This is a genomic window from Winogradskyella luteola (assembly GCF_019203985.1).
In the GTDB taxonomy this organism is placed as follows: Bacteria; Bacteroidota; Bacteroidia; order Flavobacteriales; family Flavobacteriaceae; genus Winogradskyella; species Winogradskyella luteola.
In genome coordinates this window covers 186,457-207,211 of the sequence record NZ_JAGSPD010000005.1, presented here as the reverse complement: position 1 = coordinate 207,211, position 20,755 = coordinate 186,457, and the positions used below count along the sequence as shown (strand labels likewise).

General features: G+C 34.9%; 19 protein-coding genes and 1 tRNA gene. 7 read left to right on the top strand and 13 right to left on the bottom strand.

From position 1 onward, the window contains the following. Nucleotides 1-42: 42 nt before the first annotated feature. From ybeY to KCG49_RS08055, 3 genes are read right to left on the bottom strand one after another with little or no spacing between them, the layout of a single operon-like run. On the bottom strand, nucleotides 43-450 hold the full coding sequence (gene ybeY, locus KCG49_RS08065; RefSeq protein WP_218545703.1) for an rRNA maturation RNase YbeY: 408 nt from the start codon (nucleotides 448-450) through the stop codon (nucleotides 43-45). Then, nucleotides 443-1,855, bottom strand: a complete 1,413-nt coding sequence (locus KCG49_RS08060) for a hypothetical protein (protein WP_218545702.1) — start codon at nucleotides 1,853-1,855, stop codon at nucleotides 443-445. The genes ybeY and KCG49_RS08060 overlap by 8 nt, the downstream gene beginning before the upstream one ends. 14 nt (nucleotides 1,856-1,869) lie before the next feature. Further along, nucleotides 1,870-5,469: a DUF4175 family protein gene (locus KCG49_RS08055; protein WP_218545701.1), complete on the bottom strand. Its 3,600-nt coding sequence runs from the start codon at nucleotides 5,467-5,469 to the stop codon at nucleotides 1,870-1,872. 465 nt (nucleotides 5,470-5,934) lie between these two features. On the opposite strand from KCG49_RS08055, the gene KCG49_RS08050 reads away from it, so the two are divergent. Then, complete coding sequence (locus KCG49_RS08050; RefSeq protein ID WP_218545699.1) at nucleotides 5,935-6,978, top strand: alkane 1-monooxygenase; 1,044 nt, start codon at nucleotides 5,935-5,937, stop codon at nucleotides 6,976-6,978. Here KCG49_RS08050 and KCG49_RS08045 read toward each other — a convergent pair. Then, nucleotides 6,975-7,334, bottom strand: coding sequence for an immunity 22 family protein (locus tag KCG49_RS08045; protein ID WP_218545698.1), 360 nt, complete (start codon nucleotides 7,332-7,334; stop codon nucleotides 6,975-6,977). The genes KCG49_RS08050 and KCG49_RS08045 overlap by 4 nt on opposite strands. A gap of 141 nt (nucleotides 7,335-7,475) precedes the next feature. Between KCG49_RS08045 and gltX the strand changes: the two genes are divergently transcribed. Beyond that, a complete protein-coding gene (gene gltX, locus KCG49_RS08040) occupies nucleotides 7,476-9,044 on the top strand; it encodes a glutamate--tRNA ligase (RefSeq protein ID WP_218545697.1) in 1,569 nt (522 codons plus the stop codon). Here gltX and KCG49_RS08035 read toward each other — a convergent pair. Next, complete coding sequence (locus KCG49_RS08035; RefSeq protein WP_218545696.1) at nucleotides 9,041-9,721, bottom strand: hypothetical protein; 681 nt, start codon at nucleotides 9,719-9,721, stop codon at nucleotides 9,041-9,043. The two genes, gltX and KCG49_RS08035, sit on opposite strands and share 4 nt — an antisense overlap. 83 nt (nucleotides 9,722-9,804) lie before the next feature. On the opposite strand from KCG49_RS08035, the gene KCG49_RS08030 reads away from it, so the two are divergent. Further along, nucleotides 9,805-10,743: an SPFH domain-containing protein gene (locus tag KCG49_RS08030; protein ID WP_218545695.1), complete on the top strand. Its 939-nt coding sequence runs from the start codon at nucleotides 9,805-9,807 to the stop codon at nucleotides 10,741-10,743. Between the two features lie 103 nt (nucleotides 10,744-10,846). On the opposite strand, the gene KCG49_RS08025 is transcribed toward KCG49_RS08030, so the two are convergent. Next, complete coding sequence (locus KCG49_RS08025) at nucleotides 10,847-11,317, bottom strand: DUF1761 domain-containing protein (RefSeq protein ID WP_369680353.1); 471 nt, start codon at nucleotides 11,315-11,317, stop codon at nucleotides 10,847-10,849. A gap of 106 nt (nucleotides 11,318-11,423) precedes the next feature. Beyond that, entirely contained in the window at nucleotides 11,424-13,430 is a 2,007-nt protein-coding gene (locus KCG49_RS08020; RefSeq protein ID WP_218545693.1) for a glutamine--tRNA ligase/YqeY domain fusion protein, read from the bottom strand. Nucleotides 13,431-13,578: 148 nt separating this feature from the next. Between KCG49_RS08020 and KCG49_RS08015 the strand changes: the two genes are divergently transcribed. From KCG49_RS08015 to KCG49_RS08000, 4 genes are all read left to right on the top strand, one after another. Beyond that, nucleotides 13,579-13,779: a zinc ribbon domain-containing protein gene (locus KCG49_RS08015; RefSeq protein WP_218545692.1), complete on the top strand. Its 201-nt coding sequence runs from the start codon at nucleotides 13,579-13,581 to the stop codon at nucleotides 13,777-13,779. 63 nt (nucleotides 13,780-13,842) lie between these two features. Then, nucleotides 13,843-14,205: a dihydroneopterin aldolase gene (folB, locus tag KCG49_RS08010; protein ID WP_218545691.1), complete on the top strand. Its 363-nt coding sequence runs from the start codon at nucleotides 13,843-13,845 to the stop codon at nucleotides 14,203-14,205. Nucleotides 14,206-14,255: 50 nt separating this feature from the next. Continuing rightward, a tRNA-Cys gene (locus KCG49_RS08005) sits at nucleotides 14,256-14,326 on the top strand. A 368-nt stretch (nucleotides 14,327-14,694) separates the two neighbouring features. Beyond that, complete coding sequence (locus KCG49_RS08000) at nucleotides 14,695-15,765, top strand: phage tail-like protein (RefSeq protein ID WP_218545690.1); 1,071 nt, start codon at nucleotides 14,695-14,697, stop codon at nucleotides 15,763-15,765. Nucleotides 15,766-16,170: 405 nt separating this feature from the next. Here the strand turns inward: KCG49_RS08000 and KCG49_RS07995 are convergent, their stop codons facing one another. The 6 genes from KCG49_RS07995 to KCG49_RS07970 all read right to left on the bottom strand — a co-directional run bounded on the left by KCG49_RS07995 (nucleotide 16,171) and on the right by KCG49_RS07970 (nucleotide 20,753). Continuing rightward, nucleotides 16,171-16,860, bottom strand: a complete 690-nt coding sequence (locus KCG49_RS07995) for a LysE family translocator (RefSeq protein ID WP_218545688.1) — start codon at nucleotides 16,858-16,860, stop codon at nucleotides 16,171-16,173. A gap of 115 nt (nucleotides 16,861-16,975) precedes the next feature. After that, entirely contained in the window at nucleotides 16,976-17,647 is a 672-nt protein-coding gene (locus KCG49_RS07990) for a head GIN domain-containing protein (protein WP_218545687.1), read from the bottom strand. A gap of 4 nt (nucleotides 17,648-17,651) precedes the next feature. Next, complete coding sequence (locus KCG49_RS07985) at nucleotides 17,652-17,888, bottom strand: hypothetical protein (protein WP_218545686.1); 237 nt, start codon at nucleotides 17,886-17,888, stop codon at nucleotides 17,652-17,654. A gap of 2 nt (nucleotides 17,889-17,890) precedes the next feature. Continuing rightward, nucleotides 17,891-18,190: a YbjQ family protein gene (locus KCG49_RS07980; protein WP_218545685.1), complete on the bottom strand. Its 300-nt coding sequence runs from the start codon at nucleotides 18,188-18,190 to the stop codon at nucleotides 17,891-17,893. After that, the gene (locus KCG49_RS07975; RefSeq protein WP_218545684.1) at nucleotides 18,187-18,438 is read right to left on the bottom strand and encodes a hypothetical protein; all 252 of its coding nucleotides are present in this window, start codon (nucleotides 18,436-18,438) and stop codon (nucleotides 18,187-18,189) included. The genes KCG49_RS07980 and KCG49_RS07975 overlap by 4 nt, the downstream gene beginning before the upstream one ends. Nucleotides 18,439-18,500: 62 nt before the next feature. Beyond that, complete coding sequence (locus KCG49_RS07970; protein WP_218545683.1) at nucleotides 18,501-20,753, bottom strand: ribonuclease R family protein; 2,253 nt, start codon at nucleotides 20,751-20,753, stop codon at nucleotides 18,501-18,503. Nucleotides 20,754-20,755 lie beyond the last annotated feature (2 nt).

The following is a 20,755-nucleotide window of genomic DNA, read 5'->3' as shown; positions in this document are numbered from 1 at the left end:
AAATTTTCAGCGTGCAAAGATACACTGAAATAGTGATTTTCACTAGCGCTTGTTTAGGTAGTAATCTTCCTTGCTTCGCATTAACTTGGCTTCCTTATCTGATTTGTCTTTATAGCCACAATAATGCAAAACACCATGAATGAGGACACGAGCCAATTCGTCTTCAAATTTCACATCATATTCAGAAGCATTTTCTTTAACACGGTCAACAGAAATATAAATATCCCCGTGTAGTTCCTTTCCTACTGAGTAATCGAAACTAATAATATCTGTAAGTGTGTCGTGATTTAAGAACTGAACATTAATCTTGTGCAAATAATTGTCTGAGCAAAAGATGTAATTAATCTCACCCAGCTTACACTTTTCTTCACTTATGGCGTTTGTAATCCATAAAGTTGCCTTTTCAGGATTATTAATTTTAAAATTGGTTTCGTAGTTAAAACTAATCATTTAGAGCCTTGTCTATAATTACAAATGTTTTAGATTTTTTATCGTATGCTATGTATCTAAAATTATTATCTGTAAAGACTGTTGAGGAGTGTTTATATTTTTTGTTTTCGTCTAAGTCATTAATATAACTTTTCTTGTCTATATCTTTATGTATTGTTTCTAAATCTTCTGGGTTGGTTATATTTCCGTTTACGTCTAATCCGATTTCAAAATGACTCTCTTCATCCTTAACGAAAAACACGTCTTCGACAACGTTGGGCCCAAATCCTGATGCTCGCATGTGCATTTGCATTTGTTGCTGCTGTTGCCACATAATCTGTTGCATCATCCATTGGTGATGCCACCACCAGTTATAACGATAATTATAACTGTTTTTGTTAACATAGTCAAACCTTACCTTGGCTCCACCTTTTGCTGCTTTATTGATTGTAACAGTTGGTGCGTTAGCATTTTTTGAAGCATTTTTTATAAACTTTTCAGCACTGTTTTTATCAGAAACCGCATTCTTAAATGCTTCGTTTAAGAGGTCTATTGTTGTTTTGGTCACTGTACTCATATCAAATATATCTAGTTTGGCTTCATCTTTTTTTAACTTTAGTTGATATAGTTTGTCGTTTGAAAAGTAAGAGGTGCTTTTTTTAATCTTACCGTTCAATGAAGTGTTTTTAAGCGTTTCAACATTTGCCATTGATTTACTATTATTTACTACTGGAATTTGAACAACACTTGTTGCCCCTTCTTTAGAATCTTCTTGGGTTAATGTTAGCACTCCACCATCAAAATAGGCTCTAAAATCTTTTATAGAACCGTTTTTTACAAACTCACTTGCATTAATTGCATCTACATTGCTATTAGAAAGTGATTTAAAAAACTCTTGAGCTCCATCGCTTGGCTTAACCTCAACAGTCTCTATAGATTCTGTACCTATGGCATTAACCAATATAATGGATTCCTTTTCGGCATAAAGTAAAATGTTTTTATCTTTTTCTCTGATTACTGCCTTAAAATCGTCTGCTGAAAAACTATCAGATTTTTTACTCTCCCCTGTGGCCAAGTCAATATCGACAACTCGTATCTTTTCTGACTTTCCTTCTTTTGATTTTGTGATTAAAGATAAAGTGCCTTCATTATTATGAAATGATAACACATTAGGCTCTTTGGCAAATGACACAGGCTTTAATTGTATTGTTTCTCCATTTTTATAGTGGTAAGGAATAATGTCGTAAGCCTTAGATGATGTGTTTTTTGCGATAATTAAGTGGAAGCTATCGTCTCCTAAAGTATTGCCCGAAAATGTGCTTTCAACTTTATACTTTTTGTCTAATCTAATGTCTTTAGACGTTTTTGCTGTTGGGTTGGTTATAAACAGAAATAGAACACTGGCCAGTGTATACATTGTTTTCATAAATATTGTAGGTTTTAGTTATTTTTAAAGTACTCTTGAATCTTCTTCTTAAAATGATTTTGCAAAGGTAGGGCTTGCCGGTTTAATATTTCGGTGGTATTAAAGTATTGTTTAGCTGTAGGGATTTGATTGGGGTTTGCCTTGTCAAATTCCTTTGTATTGGTTTCAGATTCTCGTTTGGTGTCTTGACCTTGCATAAAAGTCGCATTTTCAAGTTTTAACAACTGATGTTGTAAATCCATCATCTTTTGAAGTGTTTGATTGGTGAAACCGTAGTTTAACAAATCGAGTTCAACCTCTTCCATCTGCTTTATCAATTGTCCCGCGGATTCTATCTTTCCCTCCTTAGCCAAACGGTCTTCTAAGGCTTGTCTTAATTGCTGTTGCTGCTGATAGATTTTAAATAATTCGGCATTTTGTTCTTCACTTCCTCCTTCACCATAACCGTCATTCTTTTCGCCTTCACCGTCCGTTCCATCTCCCCCATTTTTACCATCTTTTCCGTTCTTTCCCCCTTTTCCATCTTTACTATTACCATCTTGATTACCTTCTCCATTCTGATTGCCATTTTCACCATTTTGTCCTCCTTCTCCACCTTCGCCTTGTTGTTCGCCAGACTTACCATTTTCTCCACTCTGTCCGCTTTCGCCTTCTTGCCCTTTCTGACCTTGTTCGCCTGGTTGTTTTCCTTCACTCTCTTTTCCATCTTTACCGTCTTCACCTGGTTTTTCTCCTTCGCCTTCTTTTCCTTCCTCTCCCGATTTGCCTTCTTCCTGCTTCTTAACTCCTTCTTCCATTTGCTTATTCAATTCTTCCTGCTTCATGATAATATCCGGAAGTTGTTGATCGCCACCACCACCAGAACCTGGCGAGGGATTCATAGACATTTCCATATTGTCTAACACATCGCTTAAGAAGCTTGCCAATTCATTACTAGCTGTAATCGCATATTGTTGGGATGAGACTCCTTGGTATATTCTGTTCTCCGTCAGTTGCCCCAATGCTTTATCTATATTAAAATAAACCTCTGTGATCTGAGAGTTGACTTTCTCTGAAATTTTTGGCTGACGCAAGGACAATGCAAACAAACTATCGTCAATGTGCTCAAAATGCTCCCTGAGATTGCTTTGCTCAATAATATACTTTCCATATTTATTATTGTTCACATCAATACTTTCAAATGTGTTCATCAACGCTTCTTGGTCAAAGGAATAGAGCAACAAATTTTCTAAAATCTGACGAAGCATATCAATATCTTCAGTCATTTGGTTGCCTCCGCCACCACCGCCAGACATCATCTGCATCATCTTTTCGCTCATTTGCTTCATCTTGTTTGCGGCCTTTTTTTGCTTTTCCTGAGCCTTTTGCTGTTGCTCTTGGGCTTCTTGTGGTTTTTGTTCTTCTTCGCTTTGCGCCTTCTTTTCTAGGGCTTCTTTTGCTTCTTTTTGGTCAAACTTTACACCATCTTCCAAAAACTCATCCACAGGAATTTTCATTGGCTTTTGAAGCCGTCTATCTTCTTGTTTTAAATCTTCGATATCCTTTTGTAGCTTTTCAAATTCTTTATTTAATTCGTCTTGCTTTTCTTTGGTGTTCTCTTTGTCCTTGTTTGAAAGCTCTTCTTGCTTTTTTGATAAATCTTCTAGTTGATTCGCAATTTTTTCGGCCTTCTTCATTACATAGAAACGCTTTGTCAGCTCTAAGAGCTGTTTCATGCTACGTTTCTTGTTTTTATTTTGCTTTGCAAGTTCTTCAAGTTTTTGCGTGAATTCTTCTTTATTGATCTTATCCTTTAATTCCTCTAGCTCTTCTAAAAGCTTCTCGTCTTTTTTAAGCTGCTCTTCATTCTCTTTTAGACGTTCTTTTAAATCCTCTTTAAACTGGTCTTCTTTCTTCTCTTCTTGGAATTCTTTGAGATTATCCTGTAGTTTTTTGTTGAAGTTTTTCATCAACTGCTCCTGCTGCTTCTGACGTTTTAAAAAGTCTTCAAACTTCTTCTTATCATTAAAGTTGAGTTGCTGTTTTTCTTTTTGGGTTTTAGAAAATTCTTCGAGCTTTTTATCTTGTTCCTGAAGCTTTTCAAACGTTTTACCAATATCTTTAATGGTTTCGTTTTGCTCTTGTAATTGCTTTTGTTCTTCTTCTTCTTTTGTGCGCTTTCTATAGCTAAACACGCTACTTTTTGTACGTTTGTAATTGTGAAGTGCGTCATTATCAAACACTTCAAAATACAATTGATAACTTACTCCTTCTTCCAAATTAAACTGATTTGGAAACGCACTTACAAACTCACTGAAATTTGATTTTGAAATAGAAATAGGTTCAACAACTTTATTCGCTTCATCGTCAACCGGATAATACACCAAATTCAACTTTGTTAATCCAAAATCGTCACTTGCCTGTCCATAGAAATAAAGGCTCTGCTGGTCAATAGAATCTTTTTGAACCTTAATGTCTAATTCTGGACTTAAGTCTTTAACAACACTTATGCTATAAGCTAAATTTTCGTAATCTTTAAGCTTATCGTTACTTGTGGATATGCTGTAGTTATAATTTCTGTAGAGACGCTTTGTGGCTTCAAACTTTCCATCTTCATTTTGTGTAAAGCTTAGGGTGTCATTAGAGTAGATATTGACTTTGCTTGTAGATTTGGTGAGTGCTCTCCATGTGACTTTTGTGCCTTCAGGAATCACAGCAGAACCTGTACTTTTAAGTACCTCATCCTGCTTTCTGGTATACGAAGGATAATCTAGTGCCATTTCAAAATTCACCAAATTTGGTGTATTAACCACCTCCAATTGGTACGGTTTAGAGTTGACATCATTAGCCGAAAGTGTAAATTCTATAGTTTCTTTTGGTAAATTAAACGTGTATTGGAACTCGCCTGGCGCCAATTGTTGTAAATAGTAGGATTGTCCATTAAACTGAATCTGTGCATTCTCGGGAATAACATCCCCAGCTGTAGACACTTTTAATTTAAAGTCCTTGCCCTCAATGGCCTGAAGCGATTCATTCAGCACAAAAAATTGAAATGGTGCTGGCGGTTCATAAGCGGTTTTATAATTCACCACTCGCTCATAACTATCACTAAACCAATTGATTTTTCCCGTTAAGAATGATAAAAGCAATATTGCAATCGGAATTGCGGCATACTTTAAGTATTTGGTATTGGATTTAAAATTAATCGCCGATTTAAACGGGATAGGCTGTAATTCTTGTGATTTCTGTTCTATACTGGCAATCAATAAGTCCGACTGAGCGGGATTCTGATTAAGCTGTAAGACATTTAATAATTTATCATTAACCTCAGGAAAATGGTTTCCGATAAGTTTTGATGCGGTTTCGTAATTGATGCCCTTTCGTAGATTGAATAAGTGCAATAGCGGAATAGCAATAAACTTAATAAACAACCCAAGTTCAACAGCAATGAATGTCCAAAACAGAACAGTTCTGGCCGTTGGGTTAAGCCATAGCATGTATTCTACCAATAAAGTTACTATAAGGTATAACAAGCCTATAGCGAAAAATAGTATTGCTCCCTTTAGTAGTTCATTGGTGTAGTACTTTTTAATGAACTCTTGTAACTTGTTTTTTATGGTTTCGAAATTGCTCATTTATTTTTGTTTTCTCTTTGTTCATTTTGTCTCGATACAAAACGAATCAAAAAATCAAAACGATTTGTTAGTAAATTGCTAAAGCACCATTCTCCACAAATTGAATAATCTTTGTCCGAACAGAGCAATAAACTTTAATCCCTGTTTTGGCTTTCAAATCGTGTGATTTGCTCATTATTTCTGAAAATCGTTATTTCCGACTTTGTCGAAACTTCAAGTGCGGTAGTGTTTTGGGAATTCATTCAACATTTAACCCACAATTATAATTCAAGGTTAAAAATCAATGGCTCAAAACTCATAAACTCAAAACCCACCACCACTAACAACTGACTAATCTACAATTTTATTTTAATTGTCAATTCTTTAAATTTGGTAAGATTCTGTTAATTTAGAAGAATTGTGTGTTAAATAACATATAACTTTAACAGGTTCCCGCTTTCGCGGGAATAAAAAACAAGTTTTTTGATGAAAGATCTTAAATATTTAGCGGCATTTTCTATTCCAGTAATAGCTTTTCTTGGGCTGTCTTTTAGAGGCTATTGGGTTTGGGCAACACCAGTTTTTGCCTTTGTGTGTATTCCTATTTTAGAATTGATTTTTCCTGTTGATACAGACAATATTCAACCTGAAGAAGCCGATAGTAAGTTAAAACGCAAACTCTTTGATTGGTTGTTATACCTTAATTTACCTATAGTTTTTGGGTTGGTCTTGTGTGCTTTGGTTTTGGTTTCCAATCGTGCCTTTGAAACCTATGAGTTTGTTGGGTTAATCTTTTCTATTGGGATTGTTCTTGGGGTTAATGGTATCAATGTGGCTCATGAGTTAGGCCACAGACAAACCACAAAAGAACGTTTTATTGGCAAGGCTTTGCTTTTACCATCGTTCTACATGCACTTTTATATTGAACATAATTTTGGCCATCATTTACATGCTGCAACACCTGAAGATCCAGCAACAGCGAGATACAATCAATCTGTGTATTCATTTTGGTTCACTTCAACCATTAGACAGTATTTTAATGCTTGGAATATTCAAATGAAATTGTTAAAGAATAATACCCTATCCTTTTTCTCGATTAAGAACGACATGCTTTGGTATACCGTTTTTCAAATAAGTTATTTGGTATTGATTGTGTCTGCTTTAGGGACAACCGCATTATGGTTTGCTTTTTTCTCTGGAATAGTTGGTTTTATTTTGCTCGAAACGGTGAATTATATTGAACATTATGGCTTATTGCGCTTAAAGACTAAGTCTGGTCGTTACGAACGTGTTAAGGAAATGCACTCTTGGAATTCTAACCACGTTATTGGGCGCATTGTGTTATATGAGCTCACCAGACATAGTGATCATCATTATAAGTCTTCTAAGAAATACCAAATTTTAGACTGCCATGACGAAAGTCCGCAAATGCCTTATGGTTATCCTACCTCCATGGTGCTTTCTATGATTCCGCCACTTTGGTTTAAGATTATGAATAAGCGCGTGCCTAAGGAAATGATTGTTTCTTAGTTTTCTTTATAATCAAAACATCCAATATATTGAAGCCTGTGTAAATCTTTGGTTGATTTATGATATTCAAAACTATAAAGGCATACTATTGCGTTACAGCTAACTTTATATTTCTCAAGTTTTTCAATAAAAGAGTTTATATACGAGAAGCCTTTTAGTTTTTCTGTAAAAGGCGTTTCATAATTATTGAAATCAACTTCTTGAAACTGTGGGTCTATATAATCTATTTGAAAATCTGTCATAAATTGAGACGTTGAATCACCTTCATCATCAAAAATCTCTTCCATGTAGTTCGTAAGTTCAATTTCATTATTAAAAGTCCCTGCCCATGTAGAAACCCTTCCGTCTTCTTCCATATAAAAGTTTTGTCAAATTTATAATTAACTTTTCTGTTTAATTATAGAGTTCTTATTTTCTTTGTTCAGAAATCTTATCAAACTATCTTTGCGCTTTAATTTTAGGCTTCGACTGCGCTCAGCCTGACAAGAGATAAAAAAATGAGTCAAAAAGTACGTGTGCGTTTTGCACCAAGTCCAACAGGCCCTTTACATATTGGTGGTGTAAGGACCGCATTATTCAACTATTTGTTTGCTAAAAAACATGGTGGTGATTTTGTGCTTAGAATTGAAGATACTGATCAAAATCGTTATGTGGAAGGTGCTGAAGATTATATTGTAGAAGCCTTAAATTGGTGCGGTATTCCTTTTGACGAAGGCCCTGGAAAAAATGAAAAGTTTGGTCCATACAGACAGAGCGAACGCAAACATTTATATAAGCAATATGCGGATCAACTCGTAGATAAAGGTCACGCCTATTACGCCTTTGATACTCCGGAAGCTTTGGATGGACATCGTAAAGACCACGAGGCTAAAGGAAAGACATTTATTTATAATTGGCACAATCGTTTAAAGCTAACCAACTCATTATCGCTATCCGCAGAAGAGGTGCAGGCTAAATTGGATGCCGGTGAACCGTACGTTATTCGTTACAAATCTCCACAAGATGAAACTTTACATTTAATAGATATTGTTCGTGGTGATGTAAAGATTGATACCAATATTTTAGATGATAAAGTATTATTTAAAAGTGATGGTATGCCAACCTATCATCTAGCTAATATAGTAGATGACCACTTAATGCAGATCACACATGTCATTCGTGGTGAAGAGTGGTTGCCATCCTTGGCGCTACATTATTTGTTATATCGTTCATTTGAATGGGAGGCTCCGGCTTTTGCGCATTTACCATTAATCCTAAAACCAACAGGAAAGGGGAAATTAAGTAAACGTGATGGTGCTAAATTTGGTTTTCCTGTTTTCCCAATGGAATGGAATGATGAGAAGGAGGATCAGCTATATATGGGATTCAAAGACGAAGGCTACTTCCCTGAAGCTGTTATTAACTTCCTAGCGTTCTTGGGTTGGAACCCTGGTACTGAACAAGAAATGTTTAACCTAGATCAGCTTATAAGCGATTTTGATTTAGAGCGAATCAATAAAGCAGGGGCACGTTTTGATATTAAAAAAGCGGATTGGTTCAACCAACACTATATGCAACAACAGCTGGATTTAGATTTGGCACACGAATTCAAACCTATTTTAGAACAAAAATTAGATGTCATTCAGAGCGACAGCGTAGAATCTGATGAGATTTCTCGTTCAACTCGAAATGACATTGATATAAATTATATAGCGCTAGTGATTGGATTAATTAAAGAACGTGCTACTTTCGTTAGCGATTTATGGGAATTAAGTCATTTCTTCTTTATAGCGCCCACTGATTATGACGAAAAAGCATCAAAAAAAGCTTTAAAAGAAGGAACAGCTGACATTCTTAACAAGGTTGCTGAACTTGTAAACACTATAGACGATTTTACGGTCGAAAACCTTCAAACCAATATTAAAGGTTGGATAACCGCTAATGACATTGGGTTTGGTAAAGTAATGATGCCTTTGCGTTTAGCTTTAGTTGGTGCCTTACAAGGGCCTGATGTTTTTGATATAATATTTATGATCGGAAAGGCAGAAACCATTAAGCGTATTGAAGCTCTGAAAACAATTACTTAAAACGTAATTATAGCACTAAAAGCAAGCATAGACTGATTGCCTTTAAATTTTTTGTCGTTAGTGCCAATGTTAAGGTCTTCATCATTTAAATTTCCGAAAATATTGGTGAAACCATAAATGTATTGCGCTCTTAATCTAAAAGCTCCAAAGCCAACAGATAGACCAGCAGCACCATTCACATTGAAGTTAGAAATATCCGTGATGTCTTCCGTAAGTAAGGTATCGTAATTTGATACAATTAAGCCTTCATTAGAGTCATCTTTTAATTCTAAATCACTATTGTATTGCAACATTGGTCCAACATCTAAAGTCAAATTGTTACCAATAAGTTTAGCGTGAAGTAAAAAAGATATTTGAGCGGTAAGCATCTTGTATTCTATAAACTCTTTCGTTGGATTTGTCAATGAAAAAGCCGCTATATCGATATTGTTTTCGGAGAGCTGAATGTTATAGCTCACATTATACCACTTATGTGGAATATCAACAGATGCCGTTAAACCACCTATATATCCTGTGCTCTTTTTAGTCTCAAAATTATCTGTAATAATATCGAATTGGGTAATTCCCCCTTGTATGCCAATACCGTTTTTTATACTGTAACGCTTGTGCTGTGCATGGCTAAGTGTAACAAAAGTCATACAAATAGCTACTAATAAGAGGTATTTTGCTTTTTTCATGCGATTTTATAGCTGATTGGGGCAAACCTAAGTAAAATTATTTACATTTAGTATCTCTTATTTTTTAACCTAAAAAACGTCTTATGGGTCAATTTATTTTCATTCCGATTATATTCTTCGGATTAATCGTTTTAATTTCTGCATTCTTTATTGTAAAACAGCAAACGGCTGCTATTATAGAGCGTTTTGGAAAGTTTCAAAGTATTCGTCATTCTGGTTTACAACTAAAAATACCATTGGTGGATCGTATTGCCGGAAAATTAAGTCTTAAAATTCAACAGTTAGATGTTATTATAGAAACCAAAACGCTTGATGATGTGTTTGTGCGTTTAAAGGTTTCAGTTCAGTATAAAGTGATTCGTGACAAGGTATATGACGCTTTTTACAAGTTAGATTACCCACACGACCAAATCACCTCTTATGTGTTTGATGTGGTACGTGCTGAAGTTCCGAAAATGAAATTAGATGACGTTTTTGTTCGTAAAGATGATATTGCTATTGCCGTAAAAGCTGAGCTTAACGATGCTATGATAGAATATGGTTACGATATCATTAAAACACTTGTAACTGATATAGACCCAGATTCTCAAGTTAAAGCAGCTATGAACCGAATTAATGCCTCTGAGCGTGAGAAGATTGCTGCACAGTTTGAAGGTGATGCTGCACGTATTCTTATTGTAGAAAAAGCGAAGGCAGAAGCCGAAAGTAAGCGTCTGCAAGGTCAGGGCATTGCCGATCAAAGACGTGAAATTGCTCGTGGGCTTGAAGAGTCTGTAGAAGTGTTGAACAAAGTAGGTATTAATTCCCAAGAAGCTTCGGCACTAATTGTTGTAACTCAACATTACGATACTTTACAGGCTATCGGTGGAGAAACCAACAGTAACTTAATTTTGTTACCAAATTCCCCACAAGCAGGAAGTAATATGCTAAATGATATGGTCGCAAGTTTTACGGCTAGTAACCAGATTGGTGAGGCTATGAAAAATGCTGCAAGTAATAATAAAAAGAAAGGTGAGGAATAAGTCTTAAAGAATAAAATTGAAGTGTTTTTAACACTGAAAAATAGATTAATAAACTGAATTAAAAAACCCGAAGTTAAATTCTTCGGGTTTTTTAATAAGTAGCTTATTTCCAGCCGCAGAGAATGGACCCCATTATTGCTAAGGTAACAACCCAATAACCTACGTTGATTAGGATGTATTTCCAACCTTTTCTTTCAAAAAGTGCATTTATTCCTAAAACCGGTAATACAAAAAATATGGCACCTATTGCTCCATGAAGTGCTCCATGACGAAAATTACGATGTGCATTTCCAAATTCTGCCATAAACGCTTTGTAGGTTTCGGCTTCCATGTTTGGATATACTATCTGTGATGCCGAAATCTGATGAATTACCATTCCGTTTACGGTCATTGCTAACAAAAAGGATAACACTAAAGTTACACCAAATATAACGCCCATGTTTGCTCCTTTCATTTTTTCTTCAGTCATACCGGAGGCTTTCATCCAAGCTGTTCCTAATACTTTTGGGTTATACCAAATAGCTCCAATTACCAAAGGCACAATTGCAGCGACCACAATTGCTAAAAAATTCATTTCCATATTGTATTGATTTTATAGTTAGTATGTTTTAAAAGTACAAAAAAACCTCTAAGTTAATTACTCAGAGGTTTTATATGGTTTTAAAAACGTTAATAAAAATCTATATTTCACTAGCTTCTTTTACTAATAGTTCATTTTTATCCTCTAAAGCTTTATTTATAAACTCATCAATAGCCTCATTACGTTCTAAGCCATTTTTAAGCAATTGTTTCAACGAAATCATTACTGCTATACGTGTGCCTGCTTTTTTAACAGCAGTGCTAAATAGCGGCTCTAATTCGTTATAAGAAATATCTTTTGCAAGCTCTTGAATTTCGGCTTTGGCTTTCGCTTGCTTTTCTTCGGGATAATTAGTGTACTTTTTACCCAATTGTTGAACTATACTAATTGCCGATCGTTTCTGCTGTGGCTGTTTCGGTTTGTTTTGGTTGTTGTTCTGTGGCTTAGGCCTTTGTTTTGCCCAACTATCTCGTAATCCAACAGTTTTGTTAAACACTAACGTCTCCTTAGAAGAATCTTTGTCAACCACAAAATAACCTATACGTTGAAACTGAAATCGTTCACCTGCTTTTGCATTAGACAAACTTGGTTCTAAATAGCCTGTCGTTACTTTTAATGAATTAGGGTTCAAAAATTCCATAAAATCTTTATCCTTATCACTGTCTGGCGCTTCGTGCATAAATAAACGGTCGTATGCTCTTATTTCAGCTTTTATGGCATGCTTTATGGATACCCAATGCAAAGTGCCCTTTACTTTCTTAGCGGTGTCTGTGTCATAGGTGCAATGAATTTCTGTGATGTCACCATTTGTAGCTTTCACAATATCATTAGCTTTGATGATATAGGCATTTTTAAGCCGAACTTCACCTCCCAATGTTAACCTAAAAAACTTGTTACCCGCTTCTTCTTTAAAGTCTTCTTTTTCAATATATATTTCTCTAGAAAATGGCACTTTTCTATAACCTGCGGAAGCATCTTCCTGATTATTTTCGGCTTCGAGCCATTCTTCCTTATTTTCAGGATAATTGGTAATCACCACTTTTACTGGATTCAACACTGCCATCACCCGATTTGCAGTTTTGTTTAAATCCTCACGAATACAAAATTCCAACAATGACACGTCAATTATATTTTCGCGCTTAGCGACACCAACTTTTTCAATAAACTGACGTATGGAATTTGGAGTATAGCCTCTTCTGCGTAGTCCTGAAATGGTTGGCATACGCGGGTCGTCCCAACCCGACACGATTCCTTCTTCAACTAAACGTAATAATTTACGCTTGCTCATTATGGTGTAACTAAGATTTAAGCGTGCAAATTCGCGTTGTTTTGGTGGTAAGGGCAGTTTGTTCTTATTGTATTCGTAAACATGGTCCCTAAACCAATTATATAGCTTTCTGTGTGGCTTAAATTCTAATGAGCATAACGAATGTGAAACCTGCTCTATATAGTCGCTTTCCCCATGTGTCCAATCGTACATAGGGTAAATGCACCATTCGTCTCCTGTTCTATGGTGGTGTGCATATAAAATTCTGTACATTATCGGATCGCGCATCAACATATTGGGATCTTCCATATCAATTTTAGCACGCAATACATGTGTGCCAGCTTCAAACTCGCCAGACTTCATACGTTGAAATAAGTCTAGGTTCTCCTCTACACTTCTATCCCTAAACGGACTATTAGTTCCAGGTTGTGTCGGTGTTCCTTTTTGCTCGGCCATGGCTTCGGACGATTGGCTATCAACATAAGCCTTGCCGTCCTTAATCATTTTAATGGCCCATTCGTAAAGCGTATCGAAATAATCCGAAGAATATAATTCATTTTCCCATTGATAGCCCAACCATGCAATATCTTGTTTTATGGCATCTACATATTCTTGCTCTTCTTTCGCCGGATTTGTATCATCAAAACGAAGATTTACGGGTGCACTATATTTCTCTCCTAAACCAAAACTAATACCTATAGCTTTGGTATGTCCAATATGCAGATAGCCGTTAGGTTCTGGTGGAAATCGGAAACGCAGTTTGTCTTTAGACAACCCATTTGCTAAATCTTCTTCTATAATATGCTCAATAAAATTGAGTGATTTTGTTTCTTCTGACATGTTAAAGGATGTTAAGAATTAGGTTTTAGATATTGGGCAGAAAATTGCCTAAACAAGTAATCACTAATTCGACTTACAAAACTAAGCAAATTGTAACATTTATATAGCATTTTATACTTATAGTATGAACCTAAAAATACAAATTGTAATGAATTATAAATGCCCAAAATGCCACAACACCACTTACGAAATTGGCGAGATGAGAGCCACTGGAGGAAGATTATCTAAAATATTTGATATTCAAAATAAAAAATTTACTTCTGTTACTTGTAAAAAATGTTATTACACAGAATTCTTTAAAGCGAAAACAAGTGCACTGAGTAATATCTTTGATTTGTTTACAAATTAATTTAAGCTTTAGTTAGCTTGATTCTTAGAGTCTGGAATCAAGTCTTTAGTGTATTTTTGTATTATGGGAATAATTAAAGTCGAAAATATTCGTGTATTTGCACATCATGGATGCTTAAAAGAAGAGACTATTATTGGTAGTGATTATCGGGTTGACGTCGTGGTTAAAGCTAATTTAAGAAATTCTTCAAAATCAGATGAGCTCAGTGATACCGTTGACTACGTGTTTTTAAATAAAGTCGTTAGAGAAGAAATGGCAATGCCTTCAAAACTACTTGAAACTGTAGCTCAACGTATTTTAAACCGATTTTTTAATGAGGATAAATTAATTTCTAAAGCTTCAGTTTCGGTAAGTAAAATTAACCCTCCAATAGGTGGGGATGTGGAAAAGGTAACCATAAAATTATCCCAGAAACGAAAAAAGTAAGCCTATATAGGGTAAAACGTATATAATTTATATATTTGCCCTCGCAATAAGGTGTCGTGGCCGAGTGGCTAGGCAGTGGTCTGCAACACCATCTACAGCGGTTCGAATCCGCTCGACACCTCAAAAGAGATGCTTTATAGTGTCTCTTTTTTTGTTTTATAAATATGATAGGTTTGTTTACAAATATTAAAAGGACTTTAAACTAACTACATTTTAAACCTACTACAGCATCACATAAAGTTATAAATAAGAGCCACTTTTTTAGAGGGAAATGATCTAAACAATGTGCTATTAAAGCGTTTTTTTGAAAGATATTACTTTCAAAACAAGTATCTCAATGACTTATTATTAATGATATTTAAAAGCAACAAAACCGTCCAAATACACACTTTTTAGATTAACAGTTAATTAATGTAACTTTTCTTGTATTAATCTTGTTTTATTAAAAAATAAATATGTTTTTTAACAAAAATTAAAAAATTTAAGAATATGAAAAAATTAATCCTAACATTAGTTTTGTTATCTTTTATGTTTGGAAATGCACAAACAGGAATTGGTACAGACGCACCAGATCCTTCAGCAATGTTGCACTTAGATGCTTCTTCATTACCAGCTAATGGAAAAAAAGGGTTTTTAGGACCTCAAGTAGCCTTAACATCAAATACGGATACAACTACAATCCCTTCACCTGCTACGGGCTTATTAATTTATAATTTAGGAACCGCAGGACTTTCTTCTGTTGGTTATTTTTACTGGAATGGTTCAGAATGGTTAAGTTTCGTAGTTAACTCTTTACAGCCAGGTACTGTTAGTGTATTAGACTGCGCAGGGGCAAAATTAGAGCCTGCTAGTTATACAGCGGGTAATAGTTATAATGGTACTTTAACTATTCCTTACAGCGGTGGTAACGGAGGCGTTTACGGGGCTGATACCATTGGTCCTATAAATGGGTTAACGGCAACTTTGGCTGAGGATAATTTTGATTTCGGGTCAGGTAATTTAGTCTACTCAGTTACTGGTACACCTACAGTAAGTAGCCCAGTAACTACGACATTTTCTGTAAGTGCTGGTGGTCAATCTTGTAATGCAACTGTTGGTCAGGGTACTCCTGAAGCAATTTCACAATATGCCCAAGTTAGTTTTGATGGTACGTCTGGTAGTGGTATAACTGCGAATGGATCATTACAAAACTTATTTGCTGCAAAAGGAATATCGAGAGTTAAGCGAATGAGCCAGGGGGTGTTTAGAATAGATTTCTCAACGCCATTTCCAGATGATAAATATGTAGTGTCAGGTTCACTTACGGAGGCTGTTGCATCAGCTGCTGATAATGCAATGTCTTACCTATTTGCTGGTAACTGGGCAAGACCAAATAATGCCATGGCACTTGCAATTGCCTCAGATACAGATCCGGGCAACAACTTTGGTTTGGATGCTAATCAGCAAATAACCGTTCAAGGAGTTGCGGTTTGGAAAAACAAATACACTACTCACTTTTATATTATGGAAGGCTATGGTCACTTTACAGTAACTGGTGGGTCTATTTCTGTTACCCGATAAATTAAAACTATAATGTTATCTATTGTTATTTTTTAAACTGTTTGTATCCAGTAAATAAAATAACTCAAAAGCAGGATTTCCTTAATTTGGATCTCCTGCTTTGTTTTTCAATTAGATTGAAAATATGCATTTTAGTGAGCATCTCCTTAATAATGCAATTTCTAATCTGTGTCAGATTAATAATGAGCTAATATTGGTAGCTCATGCTATACCCACAAGTTGTCAAAAAACCTTGCAGAAATTCCTGTCTAAAACGAGTTGTATTTATGATAAATGAGTTAGTTAAAAATATTAATTGAACTCGTATTCTTAAATTAGCTTCTACACCAAAATTATGCTCAAACAATTAAAACAACAACTGCGTTAATTCTTATTTTTAACCTAGCATAAGTATTTTATATATGGCTAGTCTTTTTGAAGAGGATTTACCTTATCAATCTGCTCTTTTCCTTTTTCATATAAATCAGGAAAAAGGCCTTGTGACAATAGCAAAATTCCAAAACCTAAAATGACCAAAGCAACTATTTTCTTGGTTTTGAATATTCGTCTGGGAGTAAGTTTGCTTTTAAGACGTTTTGCTGCTGCTATTTTAAAAAGATCACATACAAAATAAGATATTAACATAGTCGTTATAAAAATAGAAACCCCATTTTTAGACGTTGTTATGGATGTGCCAATAACAATAAAGCCAAGCCAACCCAAAAGCACACCAATGTTGATGAAATTGAGTAAAAAGCCTTTCATAAAAAGCTTGCCATAATCCTTTTTTGGAAGTTGTATTCTATGGTGTTCCCTAACGATAGATCGGAAAGATTTTGATGTTTTAATAAAACTTATAATACCATAAATTACAAGTAAAACACCACCGAAAACCAAAAGCTTAGGATCGTCTTTTATTTTATCTAAAAGTGTGTCTGTGCTTTTAAAGATTAAAAGAATAAAGATAACATCTGCTAAAATAACCCCTAGATCAAAAATCAACGCACTTGTAAACCCCTTTGTTGCACTGGTTTCTAAAAGTACAAAAAATACTGGGCCAATGGTAAAAGCTAAGATAATCCCAAAAGGAATGGCTGTTAATATGTCATCAAACATGTAAACTTGCAGTTTACACAAATGTAACAAAATCTAATAGGAAATTACTCCATAATTTTAATTTGAAAACCCTTCGAGGTTTTCGAAATGTATTTACTAGTTTGGCTTAAGCTAACTACATACGTTTTATTCTGCCACCAAGAACTCGGTTTTCGTCAACTATTTTTGGTTCTCCATAAATAAAAACATCTCCTCCAGCTTTTACTCTAACATCTACATATTCTGTAGCATTAATATAAGCTTCTCCTGCTGCGTTTATAGAAACTTCTGTTTGTTCTGTGATAAAATGTTCGCCATTAAAAATACCTCCCGTGTAAATGGAAATATCTTGATTTTTGGAATTCCCCGTAACATTGATTATTCCACCTGTAACCGCTCTAAAATTAGCATAGGTTGTTTTTATCTCTGCTGTGATTTCTGCACCTTCTTGGGTTTTTAAGTCAATTTCAAACTGTTCAATAAGCTTATTTACAACTACTTGAGATCCTTCATTAGCATCAATAACATCCACTGAAGTATAATAAAGAATAACCATTGTATCATTTCCGTCGTAGCTTTCCTCTAGGCTCATTCTTATTTTAAGTTTTCCGTTTTTATTAACTATATCTACATCTTTACGATTTTCTCCCGATATGACTACTTTGTTTTCATTGGATTTCATCATTTTAAGATTTATTAAATCATAGACTTTTACAGTTTTAAACTCACCAATTGTTTTTTCAATGGTTTCTTGTGCATTGGTTATAGATCCTACCAATAAAATTAGAATAAAAACGACTTTTTTCATGATGCTATTTTAAGATAATTACTTTTTTACTGAATAACCATTTAAGCTGAATTTCTTCTCCAGATTGTTTTTTAATTATTCGTCTTTGGGGTGATAAAACTACTGTTATTGCAGCTGATATGGCCGAAAGCAAATAAATGTTTATATCACTGAAAATGATTTGAAGTATAAATCTAACTATGAGATAAATAACGAGAAAAATAAGAAAAACGTATAGACCTGCTTTAGTACTTGTTTTCATAACTAGGCGACTACTTTTACTGCGGTTCCGGTTACTGAAACCATGGCATAATTACTTGTGGTTAATTCTATTTCAACCTTTATCCCAACAATGGCATTAGCATTTAATTGCTTGGCGTTGTCTTGCAAACGTTGAAATGCTGTTTCCTTAACTTTATCTATACTTTCTTGAATTTTTTTATAGTATTTAGATATACTAAAGCCCATTGTTATGGTATCTTCATTCATGGCAACACCAGTGACGATACCTAAATAATCTATTATTTTAAAGCCTTCGATAGAGTTTGTGGTTGTTAGTATCATAATGCTTTTGCTTTTAAGTAGGCTTGCCACAAATCACTTGGGTTGTTGACCAATAAATCTACTTTACCACAAGACCCACAGATTTGTGCTTTTAAAGCTCCTTTTTCAAAATTATTAAAAAGTAATCTATCTGTTGTCTTAATCTCTATGGATAAATCATTTTTTGCATTTCCATGTCCAAAATCAACAATTCGCATATCGTGCATTATTTTTGAAGAACCACATACGCTACATATATCTGTTTTCATAATTTATATACTTTAAATTGTTTTATATGAGTCACAGCTATATATCTTTTGTTACATAAAATTTAGTCTTTTGGCTTGCCAACCATATAGAAATCTAAATGTTTTTTTATCAAATCTGTGTTTTTAACTTTTACAACAACCTCATCGCCTAATTGGTATACTACACCCGATTTTCGTCCAACCATGGCATAATGTGTCTGATCAAATTCGTAATGGTCATCTTTCATATCCCTAACACTAACCATACCTTCGCATTTGTTAGAAATTATCTCAACATAAATTCCCCAATCCGTAACACCAGAAATCACTCCCAAAAACTCTTCATCCTGATGATCTTGCATAAAACGAATTTGCATATACTTTATAGAATCGCGTTCTGCTTTTGTTGCCAAATATTCCATATTACTGCTATGCTTACACTTTTCTTCGTAAACCTCTTCGTTGGCCGACTTGCCACCATCTAAATAATGTTGTAATAAACGATGTGCCATAACATCTGGATAACGACGAATTGGCGACGTAAAATGACTATAATAATCGAACGCTAAGCCATAATGCCCTATATTATGTGTTGTATATTCTGCTTTGGACATGGTACGAATCGTAAGTGTATCCACTAAATTCTGTTCTTTTTTTCCAACTACATCAGATAATAGTTTATTAAGTGATGAAGCTACACTGTTACGATCCTTAAAATTAAGTTTATGACCAAAACGACCAACAACAGTTTGTAGTTGTGCAAGCTTGGCTTCGTCTGGTTCATCGTGTACACGGTATACAAAGGTCTTCTTTGGGTTTTGCTTACCAATAAATTCTGACACCTTTCGGTTGGCTAATAGCATAAACTCTTCAATGAGTTTATTGGCATCTTTACTGGTCTTAAAATGAATTCCTGTTGGGTTGGCCTCTTCATCTAAATTGAATTTTACTTCAACTTTATCAAAAGATATGGCACCCGAGCGCATACGTTGAGAGCGCATTTTTTTAGCCAATCTGTCTAAAACCAAAACGGCTTCAGCGATTTCTGGTTTTGTATTGTATTGTTTTCCTGTCAGTGAAACTTCTTGTGGAATCTGAATATTTAAATGAGATGGGTCGACTTCGCTTCGACTTCGCCAAGTCACCACAAAGTCTGGGTTGTTCTCTATGATTGCCTGTGCTTCTTCATAAGCAAAACGTGCGTCGGAATAGGTTACTGTTCTACCAAACCATTCATGTTTAATTTCGCACTTATTATTCATTTTAAAAACTGCAGAAAACGTATATTTTTCTTCATGTGGCCGTAATGAACATGCTCCATTAGATAATATTTCTGGTAGCATTGGCACTACACGATCTACCAAATAAATTGAAGTAGCGCGCTCGTAAGCTTCGTCATCTAAAACTGTTCCGGGTTCAAGATAGTGCGAAACATCTGCAATATGTATGCCGACTTCATATAAGCCGTTTTCTAAAATTTTAAAGGATAAGGCATCATCAAAATCTTTAGCATCCTTAGGATCTATGGTAAAGGTTAAATCTTTACGCATATCGCGTCGGTTTGCGATTTCTTCTTCAGCAATAGACGTATCTAGTTTGTTGGCATAGGCTTCAACCTCTTGTGGAAACTCGTGAGGTAAACCATATTCTGCTAAAATGGAATGAATTTCTGTGCTGTGCTCTCCTGGTTTTCCTAGCACTTCCAAAACTTTTCCATATGGGGAATCGGCTTTTTCTGGCCAATCCGTTAATGATACTAAAACCTTATCGCCATCTTCGGCCTTTTTGGTTTTATTGATGGGAACAAAAATATCCTTATACATTTTTGTGCTATCTGGTACTACAAAAGCAAAGTTCTTTTTATCTTGAATTTGAATGGTACCAACATATTCGCTTTTAGCACGTTTGATGATATTGGTTATTTCCCCTTCTTGCTTGCCTCTATGCTTTCTTCTGTAGGCATAGAATTCTACTTCGTCACCATCTAAAGCTTTATTGAGGTTGTTTGAAGCAATAAAAATATCCTCTTCAAAATCATCACATATAACATAACCATTTCCTTTAGAAGATAAGTCTAAAATACCTGTATGATATTCAGTAGTTACAAGAGCTTTAAACTTGCCATGTTCAACTTCTTCAATTTCTTGTTTAGCCTTTAATTGCTGTAATTTTTTAATAATCTGGTTACGGCTACTTGCGTCGTTAACACCAAGTTTGGCTGCAATTTGTTTATAGTTAAAGGATTTGTTTCTCTCCTTTTTTAATATACTTAAGATTGTATTTGTAAGGTTAGAAATCTTATTGTTTCTAGATTTCCTTTTTTTCTTTCTTGTCATTT

Bases quoted from the DNA above. Each gene is read 5' to 3' on its own strand.
- ybeY (WP_218545703.1), bottom strand. From the start codon at position 450: ATGATTAGTTTTAACTACGAAACCAATTTTAAAATTAATAATCCTGAA.
- KCG49_RS08060 (WP_218545702.1), bottom strand. From the start codon at position 1,855: ATGAAAACAATGTATACACTGGCCAGTGTTCTATTTCTGTTTATAACC.
- KCG49_RS08055 (WP_218545701.1), bottom strand. From the start codon at position 5,469: ATGAGCAATTTCGAAACCATAAAAAACAAGTTACAAGAGTTCATTAAA.
- KCG49_RS08050 (WP_218545699.1), top strand. From the start codon at position 5,935: ATGAAAGATCTTAAATATTTAGCGGCATTTTCTATTCCAGTAATAGCT.
- KCG49_RS08045 (WP_218545698.1), bottom strand. From the start codon at position 7,334: ATGGAAGAAGACGGAAGGGTTTCTACATGGGCAGGGACTTTTAATAAT.
- gltX (WP_218545697.1), top strand. From the start codon at position 7,476: ATGAGTCAAAAAGTACGTGTGCGTTTTGCACCAAGTCCAACAGGCCCT.
- KCG49_RS08035 (WP_218545696.1), bottom strand. From the start codon at position 9,721: ATGAAAAAAGCAAAATACCTCTTATTAGTAGCTATTTGTATGACTTTT.
- KCG49_RS08030 (WP_218545695.1), top strand. From the start codon at position 9,805: ATGGGTCAATTTATTTTCATTCCGATTATATTCTTCGGATTAATCGTT.
- KCG49_RS08025 (WP_369680353.1), bottom strand. From the start codon at position 11,317: ATGAATTTTTTAGCAATTGTGGTCGCTGCAATTGTGCCTTTGGTAATT.
- KCG49_RS08020 (WP_218545693.1), bottom strand. From the start codon at position 13,430: ATGTCAGAAGAAACAAAATCACTCAATTTTATTGAGCATATTATAGAA.
- KCG49_RS08015 (WP_218545692.1), top strand. From the start codon at position 13,579: ATGAATTATAAATGCCCAAAATGCCACAACACCACTTACGAAATTGGC.
- folB (WP_218545691.1), top strand. From the start codon at position 13,843: ATGGGAATAATTAAAGTCGAAAATATTCGTGTATTTGCACATCATGGA.
- KCG49_RS08000 (WP_218545690.1), top strand. From the start codon at position 14,695: ATGAAAAAATTAATCCTAACATTAGTTTTGTTATCTTTTATGTTTGGA.
- KCG49_RS07995 (WP_218545688.1), bottom strand. From the start codon at position 16,860: ATGTTTGATGACATATTAACAGCCATTCCTTTTGGGATTATCTTAGCT.
- KCG49_RS07990 (WP_218545687.1), bottom strand. From the start codon at position 17,647: ATGAAAAAAGTCGTTTTTATTCTAATTTTATTGGTAGGATCTATAACC.
- KCG49_RS07985 (WP_218545686.1), bottom strand. From the start codon at position 17,888: ATGAAAACAAGTACTAAAGCAGGTCTATACGTTTTTCTTATTTTTCTC.
- KCG49_RS07980 (WP_218545685.1), bottom strand. From the start codon at position 18,190: ATGATACTAACAACCACAAACTCTATCGAAGGCTTTAAAATAATAGAT.
- KCG49_RS07975 (WP_218545684.1), bottom strand. From the start codon at position 18,438: ATGAAAACAGATATATGTAGCGTATGTGGTTCTTCAAAAATAATGCAC.
- KCG49_RS07970 (WP_218545683.1), bottom strand. From the start codon at position 20,753: ATGACAAGAAAGAAAAAAAGGAAATCTAGAAACAATAAGATTTCTAAC.